The 19,475-nt window shown below is 61.5% G+C and carries 22 protein-coding genes and 1 pseudogene; 15 read left to right on the forward strand and 8 right to left on the reverse strand.

All coding sequences use genetic code 11. The annotated features are described in order from the left end of the window. Positions 1-26 precede the first annotated feature (26 nt). Entirely contained in the window at positions 27-977 is a 951-nt protein-coding gene (locus tag AC0L18_RS08295) for an NAD(P)/FAD-dependent oxidoreductase (protein WP_473491536.1), read from the forward strand. Between the two features lie 71 nt (positions 978-1,048). On the opposite strand, the gene AC0L18_RS08300 is transcribed toward AC0L18_RS08295, so the two are convergent. Next, positions 1,049-1,660 carry a TetR/AcrR family transcriptional regulator gene (locus AC0L18_RS08300; RefSeq protein WP_473491537.1) on the reverse strand — a complete coding sequence of 204 codons (612 nt, stop codon included), beginning with the start codon at positions 1,658-1,660 and terminating at the stop codon, positions 1,049-1,051. A gap of 258 nt (positions 1,661-1,918) precedes the next feature. Here AC0L18_RS08300 and AC0L18_RS08305 point away from each other — a divergent pair, with 258 nt between their 5' ends. The 3 genes from AC0L18_RS08305 to AC0L18_RS08315 all read left to right on the forward strand — a co-directional run bounded on the left by AC0L18_RS08305 (position 1,919) and on the right by AC0L18_RS08315 (position 3,140). After that, on the forward strand, positions 1,919-2,380 hold the full coding sequence (locus AC0L18_RS08305) for a GFA family protein (protein ID WP_473491538.1): 462 nt from the start codon (positions 1,919-1,921) through the stop codon (positions 2,378-2,380). A gap of 18 nt (positions 2,381-2,398) precedes the next feature. Then, on the forward strand, positions 2,399-2,536 hold the full coding sequence (locus AC0L18_RS08310; RefSeq protein WP_473491539.1) for a hypothetical protein: 138 nt from the start codon (positions 2,399-2,401) through the stop codon (positions 2,534-2,536). A gap of 316 nt (positions 2,537-2,852) precedes the next feature. Continuing rightward, a complete protein-coding gene (locus AC0L18_RS08315) occupies positions 2,853-3,140 on the forward strand; it encodes a GIY-YIG nuclease family protein (protein WP_473491540.1) in 288 nt (95 codons plus the stop codon). Positions 3,141-3,345: 205 nt separating this feature from the next. Here AC0L18_RS08315 and AC0L18_RS08320 read toward each other — a convergent pair whose 3' ends face one another. After that, positions 3,346-3,663: a hypothetical protein gene (locus AC0L18_RS08320; RefSeq protein ID WP_473491541.1), complete on the reverse strand. Its 318-nt coding sequence runs from the start codon at positions 3,661-3,663 to the stop codon at positions 3,346-3,348. Between the two features lie 203 nt (positions 3,664-3,866). On the opposite strand from AC0L18_RS08320, the gene AC0L18_RS08325 reads away from it, so the two are divergent. The 3 genes from AC0L18_RS08325 to AC0L18_RS08335 all read left to right on the forward strand — a co-directional run bounded on the left by AC0L18_RS08325 (position 3,867) and on the right by AC0L18_RS08335 (position 5,482). After that, the gene (locus tag AC0L18_RS08325) at positions 3,867-4,688 is read left to right on the forward strand and encodes an SIR2 family NAD-dependent protein deacylase (RefSeq protein WP_473491542.1); all 822 of its coding nucleotides are present in this window, start codon (positions 3,867-3,869) and stop codon (positions 4,686-4,688) included. Between the two features lie 85 nt (positions 4,689-4,773). After that, the gene (locus AC0L18_RS08330) at positions 4,774-5,022 is read left to right on the forward strand and encodes a hypothetical protein (RefSeq protein ID WP_023801331.1); all 249 of its coding nucleotides are present in this window, start codon (positions 4,774-4,776) and stop codon (positions 5,020-5,022) included. Positions 5,023-5,167: 145 nt separating this feature from the next. Next, positions 5,168-5,482: a hypothetical protein gene (locus AC0L18_RS08335; protein WP_091590276.1), complete on the forward strand. Its 315-nt coding sequence runs from the start codon at positions 5,168-5,170 to the stop codon at positions 5,480-5,482. A 13-nt stretch (positions 5,483-5,495) separates the two neighbouring features. Here the strand turns inward: AC0L18_RS08335 and AC0L18_RS08340 are convergent. Next, positions 5,496-5,780, reverse strand: a pseudogene (locus tag AC0L18_RS08340) (thiamine pyrophosphate-dependent enzyme); the annotation flags it as partial. Positions 5,781-6,409: 629 nt separating this feature from the next. Continuing rightward, complete coding sequence (locus AC0L18_RS08345; RefSeq protein WP_473491543.1) at positions 6,410-7,732, reverse strand: NAD(P)/FAD-dependent oxidoreductase; 1,323 nt, start codon at positions 7,730-7,732, stop codon at positions 6,410-6,412. Between the two features lie 697 nt (positions 7,733-8,429). Here AC0L18_RS08345 and AC0L18_RS08350 point away from each other — a divergent pair. Both AC0L18_RS08350 and AC0L18_RS08355 read left to right on the forward strand, forming a co-directional pair. Beyond that, on the forward strand, positions 8,430-8,675 hold the full coding sequence (locus AC0L18_RS08350; protein WP_473491545.1) for a hypothetical protein: 246 nt from the start codon (positions 8,430-8,432) through the stop codon (positions 8,673-8,675). A gap of 16 nt (positions 8,676-8,691) precedes the next feature. Next, entirely contained in the window at positions 8,692-8,907 is a 216-nt protein-coding gene (locus AC0L18_RS08355; RefSeq protein WP_027154083.1) for a hypothetical protein, read from the forward strand. A 204-nt stretch (positions 8,908-9,111) separates the two neighbouring features. Here AC0L18_RS08355 and AC0L18_RS08360 read toward each other — a convergent pair whose 3' ends face one another. Next, the gene (locus tag AC0L18_RS08360) at positions 9,112-9,816 is read right to left on the reverse strand and encodes a phosphoribosyltransferase (RefSeq protein ID WP_473491546.1); all 705 of its coding nucleotides are present in this window, start codon (positions 9,814-9,816) and stop codon (positions 9,112-9,114) included. A 223-nt stretch (positions 9,817-10,039) separates the two neighbouring features. Here AC0L18_RS08360 and ku (AC0L18_RS08365) point away from each other — a divergent pair, with 223 nt between their 5' ends. Both ku (AC0L18_RS08365) and AC0L18_RS08370 read left to right on the forward strand, forming a co-directional pair. Beyond that, on the forward strand, positions 10,040-10,843 hold the full coding sequence (gene ku, locus AC0L18_RS08365; RefSeq protein WP_473491548.1) for a non-homologous end joining protein Ku: 804 nt from the start codon (positions 10,040-10,042) through the stop codon (positions 10,841-10,843). 40 nt (positions 10,844-10,883) lie between these two features. Then, entirely contained in the window at positions 10,884-11,924 is a 1,041-nt protein-coding gene (locus AC0L18_RS08370; protein ID WP_473491550.1) for an ATP-dependent DNA ligase, read from the forward strand. 26 nt (positions 11,925-11,950) lie between these two features. On the opposite strand, the gene ligD is transcribed toward AC0L18_RS08370, so the two are convergent. Continuing rightward, positions 11,951-14,500, reverse strand: coding sequence for a DNA ligase D (gene ligD, locus AC0L18_RS08375; protein ID WP_473491552.1), 2,550 nt, complete (start codon positions 14,498-14,500; stop codon positions 11,951-11,953). 3 nt (positions 14,501-14,503) lie between these two features. Then, positions 14,504-15,373: a non-homologous end joining protein Ku gene (gene ku / locus AC0L18_RS08380; RefSeq protein ID WP_473491554.1), complete on the reverse strand. Its 870-nt coding sequence runs from the start codon at positions 15,371-15,373 to the stop codon at positions 14,504-14,506. A gap of 177 nt (positions 15,374-15,550) precedes the next feature. Between ku (AC0L18_RS08380) and AC0L18_RS08385 the strand changes: the two genes are divergently transcribed. Further along, on the forward strand, positions 15,551-15,778 hold the full coding sequence (locus AC0L18_RS08385; protein ID WP_473491555.1) for a hypothetical protein: 228 nt from the start codon (positions 15,551-15,553) through the stop codon (positions 15,776-15,778). A 79-nt stretch (positions 15,779-15,857) separates the two neighbouring features. Here AC0L18_RS08385 and AC0L18_RS08390 read toward each other — a convergent pair whose 3' ends face one another. Beyond that, a complete protein-coding gene (locus AC0L18_RS08390) occupies positions 15,858-16,193 on the reverse strand; it encodes a KTSC domain-containing protein (RefSeq protein ID WP_473491614.1) in 336 nt (111 codons plus the stop codon). Positions 16,194-16,205: 12 nt separating this feature from the next. On the opposite strand from AC0L18_RS08390, the gene AC0L18_RS08395 reads away from it, so the two are divergent. The 3 genes from AC0L18_RS08395 to AC0L18_RS08405 all read left to right on the forward strand — a co-directional run bounded on the left by AC0L18_RS08395 (position 16,206) and on the right by AC0L18_RS08405 (position 18,727). After that, positions 16,206-16,868, forward strand: a complete 663-nt coding sequence (locus AC0L18_RS08395) for an alpha-ketoglutarate-dependent dioxygenase AlkB (RefSeq protein WP_473491557.1) — start codon at positions 16,206-16,208, stop codon at positions 16,866-16,868. A gap of 35 nt (positions 16,869-16,903) precedes the next feature. Then, complete coding sequence (locus tag AC0L18_RS08400) at positions 16,904-17,302, forward strand: GFA family protein (RefSeq protein ID WP_473491616.1); 399 nt, start codon at positions 16,904-16,906, stop codon at positions 17,300-17,302. A 150-nt stretch (positions 17,303-17,452) separates the two neighbouring features. Further along, positions 17,453-18,727 carry a DUF763 domain-containing protein gene (locus AC0L18_RS08405; protein WP_473491559.1) on the forward strand — a complete coding sequence of 425 codons (1,275 nt, stop codon included), beginning with the start codon at positions 17,453-17,455 and terminating at the stop codon, positions 18,725-18,727. The last annotated feature ends 748 nt before the right edge of the window (positions 18,728-19,475 follow it).

The following is a 19,475-nucleotide window of genomic DNA, read 5'->3' on the forward strand; positions in this document are numbered from 1 at the left end:
TCGGCGCTGGAACATCTTTGCCATGAATGCGTTCGGCGCGGATGGATCAACCCGTGCGCAAACGCCGACATTCAGCCTCGTCCGCGACCGAAGCGGATGTTCTCATTGTTGGCGGTGGACCTGCGGGGCTGGCGGCGGCTGTCTATCTCGCCAGGTTCCGTCATCGGGTCGTCGTGGTCGACGCGGGTGAACCGCGCGCGAGGCTGATTGCGGAAAGCCGCAACTGCCCGGGATTTCCGGAAGGGATCAGCGGCCCCGATCTTCTGCAGCGGCTTCGTTCTCAGGCCGCCAAGTTCGGAGCGACACTGATCCAGGATCACGCGTCATCGGTCGAGCCGACCGTAGGCGGGTTCGGCGCCGAAACCAACGGCGGGCGGATCGTCGCCCGAAAGGTATTCCTGGCGACAGGTATCGTCGATGTCGTGCCTGCAATTCCGCGACTGCGCGAGGCCATCGCCAGAGGCAGCGTACGCCTTTGCCCGGTTTGTGACGGCTACGAAGTCATAGATCGTCAGGTCGCGGTCATCGGTCACGAGGCGCAGGTGCTGCGAGAGGCCCTGTTCCTCAAGCAGTTTACGCAGCATGTCACAATGCTCGCACGCTATCTTCCCGATTTTTCCGCCAGCACACGGCGCGTGGCCATGGAAGAGAACATTGCTGTTTGCGACGCATTCAAAAAGTTTGTTCCCACCGACAGCGGCTACCAGGCCATCCTCAAGGACGGCGAGGTGCGCCATTTCGACGTCATCTATCCGGCGATGGGATGCCAGGTGCGTTCCGACCTTGCGCTGGCAATGGGCGTCAAATGCTGCGACGAGGGCTATGTCATCGTCGACAAGCATCAGCGGACTTCGGTCGAGGGGGTGTATGCCATCGGCGACCTGGTCAAGGCTCTGAACCAGATCGCAGTCGCCTTCGGCCAGGCTGCGATCGCTGCGACAGATGTTCACAATGACCTGGCCCTCGGCTACGAATAAGGCCCCTGAACATTAAGGGGCACAGATACGGTAGGGGGATCGTAGGGCGGACGGGATGGCGCCAGTTAATGTCATGTTGCTGGGTTCGCCAGCCCTTCCAACAGTGTGCTCAACGCCGCATCCAAGGGGGCCGATCCCGCCTTCTCGGGCACCAGGAGTCCATCGATCGCAAGCATGGTCATGCCGTGGATGAGCCCCCAGGCGGCTGCCGCCTGACCTTCTATCGGCCGCTTGCGAATGTTCCCCGCGGCCTGGCCGCGCCGGAGGATTTCGAGGAGAACGTCGAATACCGCCAGCGCCCGCTCATTGAGATGCATTCCCACCGCTTTTCCCTCCTCCGCGCTAAACATCAGGCGGTAGAGAGCCGGGTTGTCCGTTCCGAACGCGGTGTAGGCTCGAGCTATCGGAGTAATTTCCTCGCGCAGAGTTTTCGGCGCTTCAGACTTCGCTGCCGACAGGGAATCGCGCAGTCGGTCGAACCCAATCATAGCGATCTCCGCAAGCAGCGCGGCCTTATCGGGGAAGTGCTTGTAGGGTGCCGCGTGGCTTACTCCAGCCCGGCGGGCGACTTCCCGCAGCGTGAACTGCCAGCCCTTCTCCTCCCGAAGCATATCCAACGCCGTCTCGATAACGGCACGGCGGAGATCACCGTGGTGATAGGGGCGGCTGGGTACGTCCTGCATGGCACCTCAAAGTTTCTTGTGAATACATTGTTGACAGTGGCTACTTAAGGGGCTACATCAAGGGCGTAAGTTTCTCCTGTCTACATCGGAGTGGACCATGAACGCAATCGCAAAAATCAAAGGAATCTATGAGCGGGGCCGTTGGAACCTCTCCAACCTTCTGCGCGCGCCCTTCAGACCGCCAATCGATACCATCTTCAACATGATGCTCCGGTGACCAGCATGCCGTCATCAAATCGAGCTCAGGAGCATCAGCACATGACGACCGACCCATTGTTGCCACTGCACGGCTCCTGCGAATGCGGCGCTTGCTCGTTCGAGGTGCGTACTGCCCCGAAGGGTAGATTCCGGTGCCACTGCCTGATTTGCCAGGCGTTCAACGGCAAACCGTTTGCGGACGTGGCTGCCGTTCGCGCCAAGGGTGTCGTGCTGAAAAACGCCGGCAATATTTCATTCAAGAAATACCGTCCGCCGCCGAACTTCAATCGCGGGGCCTGCCGGACCTGCGGCAAGCCGGTTGTGGAGGTTGCGGGCTTTGGGCCGTTCAAGACGATGTTCATCCCGGTCAGCAATTTCGAGCCCGGGGCCCGGCTGCCGCCGGTTCGGATGGATATATTCTATCACCGTCGTGTGCTGGACATGCCCGGCAGCCTGCCCAAGTACAGCGGCTATTACCCGAGCCTTTTGGCAGTCGGGAAAATGATCATGAGTGGCTTGTGAATTGGTGAGTCGATTTACTTGGGTGCCATCGACGTGATGGTCTCGGCGCTGTCCGGCATCTGCCTGTCGTCATGCGGCATCATCGGCTCGATCTTCGGCGAGATCGGCCAGGTTCATCACGGCGCTCACCGAACTGAACTATGCTTTTGGGCGTGACATGGCGGCGCGGGGATCCGGCCAGATCCTTACGGAAGTTACGGGGGATGGCTCACGTATATCTGTGCCCGGAAACGTACCTCGCTAGCGGACCGATCGGCAGCGAACATAGACACTCCCCGCAAACGGGCCGATCTCAGGGCAGCGCGCACTTTCGAGATTAGCCGGAGCATCCCTCCACTTCGTCATCCTAGGTCGAAGCAAGGAGCGAAGCGACGCGGCGAAGAACCTAGGATCCATTCCGTGACATCAGCCGAAGAATGCAGCGGCTCTGAATGGCACTTGTATCCGCAACGGTGGCAGTTACCCTTCCACCATGACCGGCTATGCCTATATGACCGTGAGCCAGAAGCGCGGCACGATCTACATCGGTGTCACCAACGATCTCGGACGCCGTATGCCGGAGCACAGATCCGGCCAGGGCTCGCGCTTCACCAGCCGCTACGGCGTGCAGCGTCTGGTCTGGTACGAAGAATATTTCGACATTCGTGATGCCATCCAGCGCGAGAAGTCGCTGAAGCGCTGGCCGCGCCAGTGGAAGATAGAGTTGATTGAGAAGACCAATCCGGAGTGGTTCGAGCTTTTTCGCGGGACCGGATGGTAGCATTCGGTTCTGCTCCGCTGCATTCTTCGGCGGATGTCACGGCATGGATCCTAGGTTCTGCGCCGCGTCGCTTCGCTCCTTGCTTCGACCTAGGATGACGAAGGCGTGGGTGGCTTACGGCTAATCGCAGACGTTGGAGATTGGCGGTTGCAGACCGGTCGTCAGCGGCCGTCAGTCAAAGAACCAAATCCTCTGTGCAGAGGAACTAGCGCAGCATGGCTGCCACCACGAAGGCCGCGGCCGCTACGAGAACGACTGCGGCAATCACCAGCACCGGCCAGTTCTTGCCAGGCTGAAGACCAGGCTCGCTTGCTGCCGGCCGCATCGCATCGCCGAAGCTTGCTTCATTCGTGAACTCAGGCTGTCGCCGTGGACGAGCCTCGGCGACAGGATTTGGCATACCGGCCGCTTCGGCGTCGGTCTTTTCAGGTGCCGCGGCAGGGTCGAACCCCGGGGTCTTGTCCTGTGTCGCCCCGGCCTGAATATCGCCTCTCGCTTTGGTCTGATGTCGTCGGACGGCCATCATGGTCTCTCCCCTGACACCAAACTTCGATCTGGCTCAGCGGTTCCAGTCTGCGCCGCATTTGCTGAACACACCCGATTTTCCGAACAGACCCGGTTTCTGAACAGACCCGGTTTCTGAACAGACTTGGCGCTGATCCGGCTTCTCCGGAACAGAGGGCGGCTTTCGCAGTTGTGTTTGGATCATTGCCTGGTGAGTTGGCCATGCCGTCTGCACTTGAGCAACTGGCTCAATCCGTGAAAGAGCGACGAGCGATCTTGTTCGTTGGGGCGGGTGTGTCGATGAGCGTCGGCCTGCCATCCTGGGAGACGCTCATCGAGCATATGGTGGATGAACTCGGCCTCAATCGAGACGTGGTCGACAGGCCTGAGTCCAGTTACCAGGCTCTTGCCGAATATTACCGGCTGAAGCATGGCAGTCTCGGCCCCTTGCGCAGCTGGATGGATCGCGAATGGAGCGTCTCGCGGGAAAAAGTCAACGGATCGGCGATCCACAAGCTGATCGTGTCACTCGATTTTCCGATCATCTACACCACCAACTATGATCGAAACCTTGAGGTTGCGTTCGAAGTCCACGACCGCGCGTTCGTGAAAGTGGCCAATGCCAAGGATATCCCCAAGGTGGACGGCGAGGTTACCCAGATCATCAAATACCACGGCGATTTCGACGACGACGCGTCTCTCGTCCTGGCGGAGTCCGACTATTTCGAGCGGCTGTCGTTCGAGTCGCCGTTGGATGTGAAGTTTCGCGCCGACGCACTGGGGCGCACTGTCCTGTTCATCGGCTACAGCATGTCCGACATGAACATCCGTCTGTTGCTGTATCGGCTTTGGGAAACCTGGCGCCGGTCCGGTTATGAAAAGAATCGTCCGAAATCATTCGTCTTCATGCCGCAACCGAGCGTCGTCCAGGAAGCGGTTCTCGGACGCTGGGGCATCGACATGCTGACTGAGGAGGCCGATCGGCCGCAGGATGCTCTGGTGGCATTCCTGAGCAAGCTCAGAGACGCGATAGACCAGGTTTAGTGCGTATGCGTTCGGCCGGCCGGGAACATTGTAGATCGTTGCGACGTTCATAGCTGCGAAGGGATGCTGTTTGCGGAGGCCTATGATGGGCCAGTTCCAAATGATCGATCTCGTTTCCGTCATCGACGCCTGCACCACCGACCGCGCCGCAGGGCGATTGGTGTCGATGGCCAAAGCCGTCGAAGAGTTGCGGGTGCTGACCGGTGATTTCATCTCGCCGGACGAAATCGTGGCCAACGCACTGTCGCCGGTGGCGTGGGCGCGCGGCTGCGCGGTTCTGTTCGACGAGCAGCCGGGCGCCGACATCCTGCACGCGCCATGGCAGGACGCCTGACCGGCGCAGGACGCCTGAGCGTCGCCGAAAATCGGCAGCCGCGCCGGCCGGGCGCTGCACGCATCGCATATGCGCCGGCGGGAGCGCTGGCGGCGGTACCGCAACAGGAGTGTTTAGCCACAATCCGTGAAACCGGAGAAATGCTATGAACAAAAACGAGACCCGTTACGAACATGGCGCGACAAAGTACCCGGCAAAGAAAGATGCCGACGCGTCGGATCAATTCTCGCAGGAGGCAGCCGGCAACAAGAAGCCTGCCGGCGGCATGGGCCTGACCCGGTCAAGGGACGAGGTGGAGGACAAAACCCATCAATCCGAAGGGCAGGACCCGCCCAGGCGGTCTACGCCCAGCGCAGCGACCGAAAAGACATCCGGCGCCGGTCCGTCGATCGCCGAGCGTTCCAAGGACGCCAAGGCTCCGAAGAGCGGTCGCCAGCCAGGCGCCTACACCAAGGACTGACCGGCCAGGGAGCTCAGCCCATCATCGTCTTCAGCGGCTCCCTAGCGAGGTTTGCTTCGATCTCCTTGCGGCCCGGCGTTTCCCGCAGGGCTGTGCGCATGTTCTTGCGATATTCGTTCGGCATGCGCGGCGGCAGCATAGGTTCATATGCGTCGACGACCGCCTCTATGATCACCGGGCCTTCCGCGGCAAATTGCAGGTTGCCAAGGAACATCATTTGCTCCCAGGCGATCTGGTTGAGCATGTTGTTCTTGATCACCAGAAGCTTGAGCGGAATCCTGTAACGCACGGCCGTCGAAATGTGTCGACAAGGATCTCGGCGGTGTTGGGCATGGTTGCCTCCAGTGTGTTGTCCCGGGCCAATGACCGCCCCAGACCAAGGACAACCGGGAGAAGCAGGGCGAGGGCGCTTGTAAGAAGCGGCGCCGAGATTGACGCCTCCGGCGTGGACGAGGTGCGGGGCCGCTCCGCCTGTGGAAGAGCTGGGTGAGATAAAGCCGTGCGTGCCCCGCGCAGGGGGCGAGCACCCACAGGTTTGGTTAAGACGTTGTCGACGACACCCCAGCGCCGTAGAAACCGGTCGCCCGCATGATGCCGTAGTGCAGGGCCACGGCGTTGAAGTTTGCGCTGCCACGTGTGTAGGTTGCGGCAAACATCCCGGCCGCTGGCGCGGCGTATGGGCCGAGCAATTCGCCTTACCGGCAGAAGCAGAAACGCTAGAATGAACTCCTGCGACGGTTCCAACTGCGCCAAAGACGAGCGCAATGAGCGCGGCGCTCTCCCGAGCGGATTCTGGTGCAACTCCTACCACGTTGCGCTCATGCACCCCGGAGACTTGACTGCGAGGGAACGTGGGGATTCCGCTCACCCGTCTGCTGACACTTTGACTTCGCTTGGTGCGCGTCAGGCCTGACTTCCGGCTGATCTTCAGATAGCGGCGATGTCCAGCTTCGAGCCGTCGACCAGACGCGACAGGCGGAACGGTGTAGGATCGACGCAAGGCGTGTCGTTTACGACAAGCTCTGCGGCCAGATAGCCAAGCCCCGGGCCCAAACCGAAGCCGTGGCCCGAGCAGCCCGCCGCGAGGACGAGGCCTTTCACCCCGTCCACCTGCGACACCACAGGCACTGCGTCCGGCGTGCAATCGACGAAGCCGCCCCAGGCACTATCGATCTCTATATCGCCGAGTTGGGGGAAGGTCTTCCGGACACTCTCCACCACTTGGCTTACCAGCCATTTTAAGGGTGGAGGATCCAGCACCCGATTCTGTTCGAAGATCCGATCGTCGCTGGTCAGCAGCGCCGGCATTGAATCCGGCCCCGAAAGGAACGATTGCCCGATGCCGAGCCTGACGTTCTTCAGGCGACGCAAGAATTGCGGAATGAATTCCCGGCTATACCGGATTGCCTGGGGCGTGATTTCGAGGTTCGCCTTGCCGCTGATCGCAAGCGTATAGCTGCCGTCCAGTCGGCGCGTGATCGTGCAGTAGGGTGTGGAGACCGCCTCGCCTATGTTGATTGTCGGGGTGGAACGCAGCGCGGTCTGCCGGATGCTCGCTTGGGGGAAACTGATCCCGAGCGGCCTAAGGAAGCGCGAGGACCAGGCGCCAGCGGCGCACAGCACCGCGCTGGTTCTGATGTAGCCCTTCTCCGTGTGCACGCCCGCAATCTTGCCATTGGCCAAGTCGGGCGCCCGCGCGGCGCATTCCTGGTGGATGGTGGCGCCCAGAGCTCTGGCCCCATCGGCGATAGCCGGCGCGGCGAGCGCAGGTTCGGCCTTACCATCCCGGTCCGAATAGGTCCCGCCGACCCATTTGTCGCGCGCTTCGGGGACGCGCTCGGCCACCTCCGCCCGGCTCAGCATGCGGGTGTCGACCTCGTACTCCCTGGCGACCTCGCGCCACCTTTCCCAGCCGGCGAGCACAGCCTCGTCGTGAGTGGCATAGACGAGACCGCAGCGCCGAAATCCAAGGTCCCGATTGATATCGCGCGTCAGCTCGTCCCACAGTCGCATGGAGATCACCGAGAGCGGCAGTTCGCGCCGATCGCGGTTCTGCTGGCGGCACCAACCCCAGTTTCGGCTCGATTGTTCACAGGCGACGTGGCCCTTCTCGAGCAGAGCCACAGAGAGGCCACGCTTCGCCAGGAAATAGGCGGCCGTAGAGCCGAGGATGCCGCCGCCGACGATGACGACGTCGACCTCGGCCGGGAGACGCTCATCGCTGTGAATGCGTTCGACTCGGGGCGACATGTTCCAACCAACCTCGGCTGCCAAGAATGCGGAAGCAAAGTTCCGATCAGCCCTTCATCGCATCGTGCGCTCGAAAGAATGTGCCGAAATCATCCAGGACTTCGCCAGATGTGCGGGTTTTTGATCCCTTGATCGATACGAGCTGCTCAAGCCCGACCGAGTTCCAGTTCGGCGCAGGGCGGCGTAACCTTTTCGCGAGTCCGTTGGATCGCGCTTGAGGGTCTTGAGTCTGCGAGCGAAGTTGTAGGCGGCAACGAAGTCGGCGAGGTGTTACCTGAGCTGATCGTGGCTCTCGTAGTAGAAGCGTTTGACCGTGGCGTCCTTGATCGTGCGGTCCATCCTCTTGCAGCTTTACGCGCTCGCTGCGGCGGGGCGTCAGACGTGGACCTAGGCGATCAGTCGCCGAACGACGGAGATGCTCTGATGTTCCATCGGAACACCGCGGGGAGAAAGACCGACGGATCATGGCAGATGCGGATGAGCAGCCCGGAGCAGATGAGCGAATAGACGGTTTATTCGGCCGCCATCTCGGAACGATCCCGCCGCCCTCCCATTATCGCCATAAGGACAGGCTCAGATCGTGGTGGCGCACGATTGGCGGCGAGGACCGTGGCCAACTGCAATCACCGGAAGTCGACGGTTCCGCCAGCGATCTGGGCCTCAAAAAATCGACCGCAAGGCACCTTGGAGGAAACCAATGGCTGGACGCAGCACCCATGAGCAGCAATTGCGCATCATTGAAAAGCGGGAAAACACGAAGGGCGCCGGCAAGGATTTCGACGCAGAGGCCGACCTGAAGCGATCAGCAGCGGAACGTGAAGCGCTGCGCAAGGGGTCGGAAATCAGGTCCAAGACACCCGACCTCGTTGACCCTGACGATCGCAACATCCTTCGCGGAGAAAATCAGGAGAGCGTTCATCACAAGAACCGTCCCGACCACTAAGAATTGGAGCAAGCCCATGGCAAAAGGTAGCAAGAAGCACATCGGAGCGGGTGCGCGGGGAAAGGGTTCCGGTGCAGGCGCCATGACCACCACCCCAAAGGACAAGCTCGAGGAAAACAAAGTCCTGTCCAACCGCGACAAGGCTCAGCACACGAAGCAACGCGGTCTGGATTCCAGGCAGATCGCGACTGAGCAGCGCCAGGATCACGCTGCCAATCGTTTGCGCGATTGACGGCTCAACCGCCGCTGGCGCGCGGTGGCGCGGCCCTGACCGGGGCCGCGCTTCAGGTTGGCTGCGAGCGCAAGGGGAGGGGCCGTATGGCTCAGGCCCATTCGCCACTGAAGAGCGGTTCTATCGGATGGCGCGATTTGGTCATTTTGAGTTCGCGCAGAAATATCGCCGCGCTCGACGATCTCCATCGGTTGTCGGTCCTTGCTAGCCGTGGCGTGCTCCTTCGGCAGATCGCGTCGACGATTTGCTCTCAAACTGCTCCGCCTCACGCAGCAGCCGGATCACCTCCGCGTCGGTGGTCTGCTCGAAATCCTCATAATACCGGCTCACCGCAACAAACGGCTCAGGCGTGGCGAGACAGACCACTTCGTCCACATCGGCTTTGATGAGGTCCAGCGTGTCCCGGGGTGCGACCGGGACGGCCAGGACGACATGCGCGGCGCGATCCTTTCTTAGCGCCTTGAGCACCACTCTGACCGTGCCTCCGGTCGCAATGCCGTCATCGACGACGATGACGGTCCGGCCCAGGACCGAAGCCGCAGGCCGGCTTCCGAGATAGAGGGTTCTGCGACGTTCGATTTCCAGCAGTTGCCGCCGCTTCTCTGCTTCGACGTACTCGTCTGACGGCCGGACCAAAGCCATCGCCTCCTCGTTGAGGACGAGCTGCGGATTTTCCCCGTCGACGACCGCGCCGATGCCATATTCGGAATGGCCCGGCGCGCCGATCTTGCGCACAAGCAGCACGTCGAGCCGGGCACCGAGTGCCTTCGCCACTTCGAAGCCAACCGGCACGCCGCCGCGCGGCAGCGCCAGCACCAGTAGATCGGTTGCCGCGAACCTGGCCAAATCGGCGGCAAGCTGGCGCCCCGCATCCGTTCGATCTTTGAACCTCAAGGCGTCAAAGCCCATGGTCTTCACCTCCAAGGCCGAAACCCTGGCGTGGTGCTGCTCAGGCCTCCTCCTCGCCCAAATTCAGCTTGCTGGGGAAACGGCGATTGCGGGCAAATTGTTTCATCAACCCTTGGCAAAAATTGCCGAACCATGCGATTGGCCCCCGGTTCGCAAAAAAAGCTGCTGGAACAATCGATCGCCCTGCTGCGTTCGACTGTTTTACTCCTGCCGGGGGTGCTCGATGGCGCCACGTCCTTTCTGGAAAGGCTATCTGAAGCTTTCGCTGGTGACCTGTCCGGTGGCGATGACGCCCGCTACGACCGAGAGCGAGAAGGTCCGGTTCCATACGCTCAATCGCAAGAGCGGGCATCGGGTGGTCAGCCAATATGTCGATGCCGTCAGCGGCAAGCCCGTTGCTGAAGACGACGAGGTGAAGGGCTACCAGCGCGGCGAGGACGAGTACGTCCTGCTCGAGGACGACGAGATCGAAGCGGTTGCGCTCGAGAGCACGCGCACCATCGATATCGACATGTTTGTCGATGCCGACAGCATCGGCTGGATCTGGTACGACAAGCCGCACTATCTCACCCCTGACGACCCGGTTGGGGAGGAGGCATTCTCGGTCATTCGCGACGCGATGCAATCGACGGGGACGGTCGGAATATCGCGATTGGTCATGTACCGCCGCGAACGCGCCGTCATGCTTGAACCACGAGGCAAGGGCATCGTGCTGTGGACACTGCGCTATGGCGACGAGGTTCGCGACCCCGAGGTTTATTTCGGCAAGATCGACGACGTCAAACCCGACCCGAAACTGATGGATATGGTTTCGACCCTTATCGGTGAGCGAACCAGGCAGTGGGATCCCGCCATGACTGGAGATCCCGTCCAGGCGCGGCTGCTGGAGATCATTGCCTCGAAGAAGAAGGGCAAGAAGGGTCCGGCCAAGGCGAAGGCCAAGGCCGAGCAACCGGCCAGCAACGTGATCAACATCATGGATGCGCTGCGCAAGAGCATCGGCTCGGAGGCCGGAAAGCGGAAATAAGCGCCTGGGAGCAGGCTGGGCTGGGGACAAAGGCAGCACAATGAAGGTCATACCCCGTGATCCTGCTTTCGACAGCACCCCCCGGTCCAGCGATTTCCTCCTGCCGCTCGATACGCCTCCGATGGAGGCAAAGGCGGCCGATGCGATTCCCGAAGGAGACGGATGGCAATACGAACGCAAATGGGATGGTTTTCGCTGCCTGGCATTCCGGCAGGATGATGTGGTGGAGTTGCGCGCAAAGTCAGGCAAGCCGCTCGGACGGTATTTTCCCGAACTCGTCGCGACATTGAAGGAACTGCCGTCGCGCCGTTTTGTCGTCGACGGTGAAATAGTCATCTCGGTCGACGGCAAGTTTTCGTTCGACGCACTCCAGATGCGGCTTCATCCCGCCGAGAGCAGGATCCGCAAGCTGTCCGCCGAAACCCCGGCTCGCATCGTCCTGTTCGACATGCTCTGCGATGAGCACGGAACCGTCTGGTTGGCGCGGACCCTGAAAAAACGGCGAGCGATCCTTGAGGCTTTCGTCGCTTCGGCAAACCGCAGGAACATCGTGCTTTCGCACTGCACGCGCGATGTAAAGGAAGCCCGCTCCTGGTTAGGGGATGCCGGACATGGGGCGACAGACGGCGTGGTCGCCAAGCGGCTGGACGGTCCGTACCAACCGGGGGTACGCGCGATGGTCAAGGTAAAGCGGTTGCGGTCGGCCGATTGCGTGGTCGGCGGCTTTCGCTATCTCAGCAACAGCCCGCAGGTCGGCTCTCTGTTGCTGGGTCTGTACAACCAGGCCGGCAAGCTCGATCACGTCGGGTTCACCTCGACCATTGCCAAGGATGACAGGGCCGAGCTTACCCGCAGGCTCCAAGCCATGCGCGAGCCACCCGGCTTCACCGGAAAGGCGCCGGGCGGGCCGAGCCGCTGGAGCACCGAGCGCAGCGGCGAATGGGAGCCGGTCCGGCCCGAACTGGTGGTCGAAGTGCGCTTCGATCACGTCACCGGCGACCGTTTCCGGCACGGCACCAAGTTCCTTCGGTGGCGGCCGGACAAGGCTCCGGAGCAATGCACGTTCGAGCAAATCGCCTGACTATTCCGATGCATGCGCTTCCCGTCTCAAGCCGCTTTCTTGCGCCGCTTTGCGCGGTCTTCGATTGGCGCTGCGGCCGCGTGGAAATCCTGCCAGGGATCCGACGACAGCGAGGCAAGCCGCGTTGGCGTGTTCTCGACGGTAAAATAGGCCGGTCCGATGCTGGGGCCGAGTTCGTCCCAGGCAAGCGGCATCGACACCGCTGCACCCGGTCGTGCTCTTGTCGAATAGGCTGCGACCGCGGTCGCACCACGCTGGTTGCGCAGATAATCGACAAGGATTTTCCCGCGTCGTTTCGATTTGGTGATGGTCGAGACATAGCGGTTGGGACTGTCGGCGGCCATCGAGTCGGCAATCGCCTTGGTAAAGGCTTTTACTTCTGGCCATCCGGCTTCCGGCTTCAACGGTGCCACGACGTGCAGACCCTTGCCGCCGGAGGTCTTGATGAAGGGGACAAGCCCTGCATCCTTCAGCCGGTCGCGGGTCTCGACGGCGCCTTCGATCACTGCCTCCCAGCTCACGCCCTCGCCGGGGTCGAGATCCATGATGATCGTATCCGGACGCTCCCAATCGCTCACCGTCGAGCCCCAGGGGTGGATCTCCAGCGCCGCCGACTGGACCAGACCGATGAGCCCGTCGAGATCATTGATGCTGATCAGCCGCTCGTCGGGCGGATCCTTGGGGTCGTGGACCAGCACGATGTTCGGGTTGAGCCCCTTCCAGGCATGCTTCTGGAAGAATTGCTCGCCCGAAATCCCGTTGGGACATCGCACCAGCGCCAGCGCTCGGCCGACGATGTAGGGCGACGCATAGCGCCAGACCTCGGCATAATAGTCGGCGAGACCTTCCTTGGTCACGCCCTCGTCCGGCCAGTAAAGGCGGTCGGGATGAGTAAGCTTGACGGTCCGGCGCTGAGGTTGGGGCGCTGCCTTGCTCGTCTTCGGCGTCTCGCGCACGATCTCCTTCGCCGGCTTGTCTTCGCGCAATCCGCGGAACGAGGCGTGGCGCAGATTGCCGTCGGCGGTCCACGCCCGGAACTCGACTTCGGCGACGAGATCCGGCCTGACATAGCGGACTTGCCGAGCCTCCTCGGCGCTCAGACGCTCGTCGAACGGGCTCGACGGAACGCGCATCCGCTCGAGCTTCTTGAACAGGCTCTCGGCGACGGCTGCCGTGTAGCCGGTGCCGACGCGCCCGACATGATGAAGCTTGTCGTGGTCATAGACGCCCAGGACAAGCGAACCGATCGCCTTGCGCGAGGTTGTCGAGGGGATAAAGCCGGCCACGACAAATTCCTGCCGCGCCGAGCATTTCGACTTCACCCAGTTCTTGCTGCGGCCAGCACGGTAGGGCGCATCGCGAAGCTTGGAGACAATGCCTTCCAGGCTCAGCCGACAGGCATGTCGCAGCACCAGGGCGCCATCCTCCTCAAAATGGCCGCTGTAGCTGATGATGCCGCTGTCGCTGCCGATAATCTTTTCGAGCAATTCCTTGCGCTTGATCAACGCAACGCCACGCAGATCGTAGCCGTCGAGATGGAGCAGGTCGAAAACGTAGAAGCGAAAGCGATCACTGCGGCCCTCGCTGAGATCGGCTTGCAGCGCGGAAAAATCCGATGCGCCGGCTGACGTCTCGACCACGAGTTCACCGTCGATCAGCGCCGTCCCGACAGGGATATCGGCCAGCGCCGAAACGACCGCCTTGCCGAATTTCCTCGTCCAGTCGAGACCGCTCCGCGTCAACAGTTTGACGCGGCCGGCTTCGATCCTGGCCTGCAGCCGGTAGCCGTCGAATTTGATCTCGTGCAGCCAGCGCTCGCCCGACGGCGCTGACGAGACCAGGGTCGCCAGCGTCGGCTCGACGAAATCGGGAAGCGCCGCCTTCTTGGCGCCCTTGATCCTTGACGGTTCGGGAACGCTGACGGTTCCCGAAGGCTCTTCCGCTGGAGTTTGCCTGGTGCTGCCGCGGCGGCGCTTGCGAATGCGCCCTGTCTTGGACGACCAGCCGGGCTCTTCGCCGGCGACGTCCTCGATCTTGCGGCCGGTCGCGACGGATTCCGGCCGCTCGTCCAGAATGTCGGGGTCACCTTCGGTGCGCGCGGCGTCATCGTCGCCTTTGATCAGCAGCCAGTTCTCGCGCTTCTCCCGGGGCTTTCCGGCCATACGTACAAGATGCCAGCGGCCGCCAAGCTTCTCGCCGTGAAGTTCGAAATCGAGATGACCTTTGGCATAGCCGCGATGCGCGTCGCCGATCGGCGTCCAAGTGCCTCTGTCCCAAAGGAGGACGGTGCCGCCGCCATACTCGCCCTTCGGGATTGTGCCTTCGAAGTCGCCATATTCCAGAGGATGGTCCTCGACATGGACGGCAAGGCGCTTCTCGCCGGGGATCAGGCTCGGCCCTTTTGTGACAGCCCAGCTCTTCAGGGCACCGTCCATTTCGAGACGAAAATCATAATGGAGCCGGGTGGCATCGTGCTTCTGTATGACGAAGCTGTTGCCCCTCTTGGGCGCCCTGCGGCCCTGCGGCTCCGGGGTAACGGAAAAATTGCGCTTCTTGCGGTAGGTCTCGAGCGCCATCGGTCAGCCGGCCTTCCGACGCGGCGCTGTCTGCTTCGCGTTGGCATGGCGCGCTGGCTTTGACTTTGCCGCGGGCTTTCTTGTCGAGGGCTGCTTGGTGCCAACGCCGGCACTCTGGCGCAGCGCATCCATGAGATCGACGACCTTCTCCCGCCTGGCCGGCTTCGGAACGGCGATCTTCTTGCCTTCGAGCTTTGCCTTCACAAGCTCGGCGAGCGCCGCCTCATAACGGTCGTCGAATTTGGTCGGATCGAATTTGCCTTTCTTGGTCTTGATGATGTGCTCGGCCAGTTCGAGCATCTCGCCCTCGATCTTCAAGTCGGGGATGCTGTCGAAAGCCTCCTCCGCCGAGCGCACCTCGTAGTCGAAATTCAGCGTCGTTGCGACCAGGCCTTCGTCATAGGCGCGGACGAGCAGGGTCCGGACGCGCCGAAACAGGACGGTCTGGGCGATGGCGGCGACCTTCTTCCTGCGCATGCCTTCGCGGATCAGCCCAAACGCTTCCTCCGCGTGTTTGTCAGACGGGGCCAGGTAATATGGCTTGTCGAAATACACATCGTCGACATCGGCACAGCCGATGAAGACCGAGACCGACAGCGTCTTGTCGCTCTCGGGGACAGCGGCTGCGACCTCATCGGGTTCGAGCACGACGTACTCACCCGAGCCGATCTCAAAGCCTTTGACCTGGTCGTCCTTCTCGACCGGCTTGCCGCTATCGCTGTCTACGAAGGCGCGATGCACCCTATGGCCGGTGGCTCGGTTTACCGTGTGGAAGGCGATCCGCTCGGAGGTTGAGGCAGCCGTATAGAGCGCCACCGGGCAGCTGAGTTCTCCGATTTTCAGAAAACCCTTCCAATTTGCTCTCGGCGCCAAGACGATAGCCTCACTGTCACAAGCGTTGCACAGGAAATGCAACGTGGCGGCGCCGAGATTTGTTCCTTTGGAGCCTGCTCTGCGATGATCAGAAGGGTCTTGGGCCAGCAGACAAGCCATTCCGCTGCAACCAAATTCACCACCCGTCGTTGTCGAGCAGCAAGGGAGCGGTTGGCCATGACGGGATTATCCATGAGGAGACTGTCGTTTTTGTCGGCGCTGGTGGCGACTCTGGCTCTGGCGGGTTGCAGCAACGAGGTCGAGCCGACACAGGGCAGCACCAGCAGCACTGAGCCGACCCAGAGCAACACCAACACCGTCGATCAAAATCCCGAAGTCGACAAGGACCCGACGCCGAAGACGACCACCGGCGGCGATCAACCCGGTACGCCGCCGGCGCAGTGAGGGATCGGCCGGCCGACTGGGTTCTGCGAGGGCATGCGTTCCCTTTCCGGATGAATTTCTGACGACAAGGCACCGGGTTTCATCCCGACGGGCTCTGTTCGACCAGATGGTAGCTATACCGGTCGCGAATGAAGGCGTTGAAAAACCGGCCTTTTGACCAGGCCTTGCGGAATGCCGCATAAGGTTGCGGCGGCACGTCGTTGAAATCGTAGCGATTTCCGCTTGGGACAAACCATACGGAGAGGGTCCTCGTTGCCGGGTCGTAATTGATGCTTTGGATAACAGTTGAAGGCATTTCCCAACACTCGACGCGCCTGGGCAATAACCCGCCCCGGCAATCCGGGTTCCATCGCGCGCATGTGGAGGCAATGATCCGGCCGGCCTCCAAGGCCTTGCCGCCACGGGCCGGCTTCACCAATTAGGGTTGATGCCATCGCTCAAAACCAGGCAGCCGCAATCCGCTGGCCAAGGCGACCTGTTTCGCGCGCCTGACTTTCTCGCACCCGACTTTCACGCACGTGACGACCTGCCGGAAGGATTTTGCTACCGGCCGGAGCTGATCACGGCGGAGGAAGAGGCCGAACTGGTGCGGCAGCTCAAAAGTCTCGCCTTCCAGCCTTTCGACTTTCATGGCCATCTCGCAAACCGGCGCGTCGCCGGTTTTGGCCTGCGCTACGATTTTGACCAACGCAAGGTGGTCGAGGCGCCGCCGATCCCTGCTTTTCTGATGCCGCTCAGGGACAAGGTGGCGGCATTTGCGCGGCTGCCCGCCGATGCTTTCGTGCACGTCTTGATCAACGAGTATCGGCCCGGCGCGGGTATCGGCTGGCATCGCGACAAGCCGCAGTTCGATGCCGTGGCCGGCGTTTCTCTTCTTGCGCCATGCAGCTTTCGGCTCCGCCGGAAGAACGGCACGAGATGGGCTCGCGTGACCGTCACCCTCGAGCCAAGGTCGGCTTACCTGATGAGGGGCCTGGCGCGCACCGAATGGGAGCACAGCATCCCGCCGGTTGCCGCGCACCGCTATTCGATCACCCTGCGGACCCTGCACCCGCAACGGTCGCCTCGATCAGAAGCGATAGTTCGATGACCAGAATCGAGACCGGCTCCTGTTTTTGAAAATCGATAAGTGCTGAGATGCATGGTGCGCCGTTCTGGATTTGCTCCGATCACGATGACGATTGTCGCAAGGCGATAGGCAGCCCGTTGACCGTCTGGGTCGGCTATCGGCCGGCCCAATTCAGATTGCTCACCGGCGCGCCAAAAAAATTCTCAAGGACCCGAGGCGTGCTCCGCACCTTCTGCGCCGATTGCGGGACATCCATAGCCTATCTCGACCAAGGGCTTCCCGAGGAACTTTATCTGACGATCGGCTTCTTCGACCACCCCGAACGCTTTGCGCCGCAGGCTCATGCCTATTGGGATATGAAGCTGTCGTGGGTGGAGTTTAATGACGATCTGCCGCGTGTCGGAGGATATTCAAGGCGGCGCGATCCGGCGGTCGGAAATCCGGCCGACCGGTAACCGGCAACGCCGCCGATGGGACCCGAATGGCCCAGCTGAATTGAATTGCGATCAGTTTGTAATCCAAACGGACCGGCATCATCGCTTCTTCACGCCGCTTTCTATACTATCTGTTGAGCGCAAGGCATAGGTCGGAACAGGCAGAAAAATTTGGCACAACGATCGGGAAGCGCAGACCTTCCACTTCATGGCGGACGCGTGCCGAAATGGCTCGGCGACCGTATGACGCGCCTTGGTGCCGTCATGTGCGAGGCGATCATTCACCATTACGGTCGCGAGGAACTGCTGCGCCGGCTGGCGCATCCCTTCTGGTTCCAGTCGTTTGGCGCGGTCATGGGAATGGACTGGCATTCCTCCGGCATCACGACCAGCGTCATCGGCGCCCTCAAACGTGGCTTGGCTCCGCTCTCCGGCGAACTCGGTATTCACGTGTGCGGCGGCCGCGGCGCGCATTCGCGCAAGACCCCGCATGAGCTTGCCGTCATCGGCGAGCGCGTCGGCTTCGATGGAACAGGCCTGGCAACGGCCAGCCGGCTCGTCGCCAAGGTTGACAGCGCCGCCGTCCAGGACGGCTTCGACCTTTATCTGCATGGCTTTATCGTCACCGATGACGGCGACTGGGTCGTGGTGCAGCAGGGCATGAACGGCGACAGCAAGGTGGCGCGCCGCTATCACTGGCTGTCCGAAGGCCTGAAGAGTTTCGTCGACCAGCCGCATGCCGCCATCGAAGGCGCCAACCAGGGCGAGATCGTCAACCTGACCGACCGCCGCGCCGACGCCTCGCGCAAGGGCCAGTTGAATCTCCTGCAGGATCTCGGACCGGATCGCATTCTGAGGGAGTTCGCCGCGCTCGAACGTGATGTGGCTGTCGCACCGGAGCCCGATCAGCCAATGCTGCCGCACCTGGTCATGCCGGCGCACCACGACGTTCGCGAAAGCGATGTCGTCATGCGTCGTCTTCATGGCAACATGGCTGCGGCTGCCGAGCGTGGCCCCGCCGATTTCTCCGAGCTTCTCCTGGTGCCCGGCGTCGGTGCGCGCACGGTGCGGGCGCTGGCGCTGGTCGCCGAGGTCTTGCATGGCGCGCCATGCCGGTTTTCCGATCCCGGGCGCTTCTCGCTGGCACATGGCGGCAAGGACAGGCATCCATTCCCCGTGCCGCTGAAGGTCTATGACGAGACGATCGGCGTGCTGAAGTCGGCCGTCCACAAGGCCAGGCTCGGTCGCGACGAAGAACTCGGCGCCTTGAAGCGGCTCGACGAGCAGTCGCGGCAGGTCGAACGCTATGTCACCGGCCCCAGTCTGAAGGAAATCGTTGCCGGAGAGTTCGATCAGTCGCATCTGCTCGGCGGCCGCAGCGTGTTCGGCTGGGAGACCGCACCCGAGGCGCCCGCGGATGCCAAGCAAAATAAACAAAAGGGATAATCGGCCCGGATCGCAATTCAGCGGACCAAGTGGTGAAAATCTGACGCTTGATACCCAAAACGAAATTCCGATTTCGACCCTTCTCTGCCCTTCTGTCGGATAAATTGAAGGGAAGCCTTGACCCGTTAACGACCTTCCTGACATCGCGCCTCAACGTCCGCACAGGGGGTGAATGCTGTCATTGTTGCGCAGTCGTGGAGCGACGAGCCACTGAATCACGATCTGCGAGCAGGTAACCGATCGGCCAGCGCCGTGATCACTCGGGGTCGGTTCGACTCGCCGCCGCGGGGACAATGAGACCTTGGCATGCGACATGGCAGATACTGTGGGCTGGACAAATCATGGGCCGGCCGCATTCCGACCCGACCCGGAACTCGGATTGGGACGCTTTGACAAAGCGCACGTGATTTCGTCGCGCGAGATACCAATGTCGTTAAGAATGTCATCCGGTGACCGGCTCAACCCGTCCGTTATCATCCACATAGCTTTTCGCTCGGCGCGAAGGCGGAACCATCCGCGAATGTAGCCAATGGTGCCACTATGAAAACTCGTCCACATCGAAGTCATCTTAATCATCGGCTCGAACACACGGCACGGAACGGCACTGGCGGTATTCACCGCGAGAAGGACCGGTTACGTAGCGTCTGACTCGTCTCAATTCCGAACTTATCGGTCTCGTCCGGCTGGGCGCACCGCGGCGGCAGCGACTGCAACCGCGCCGGCGAGGGTTGAAATGCTGATTGTTTTT

The organism is Mesorhizobium sp. WSM4819, from assembly GCF_055811215.1.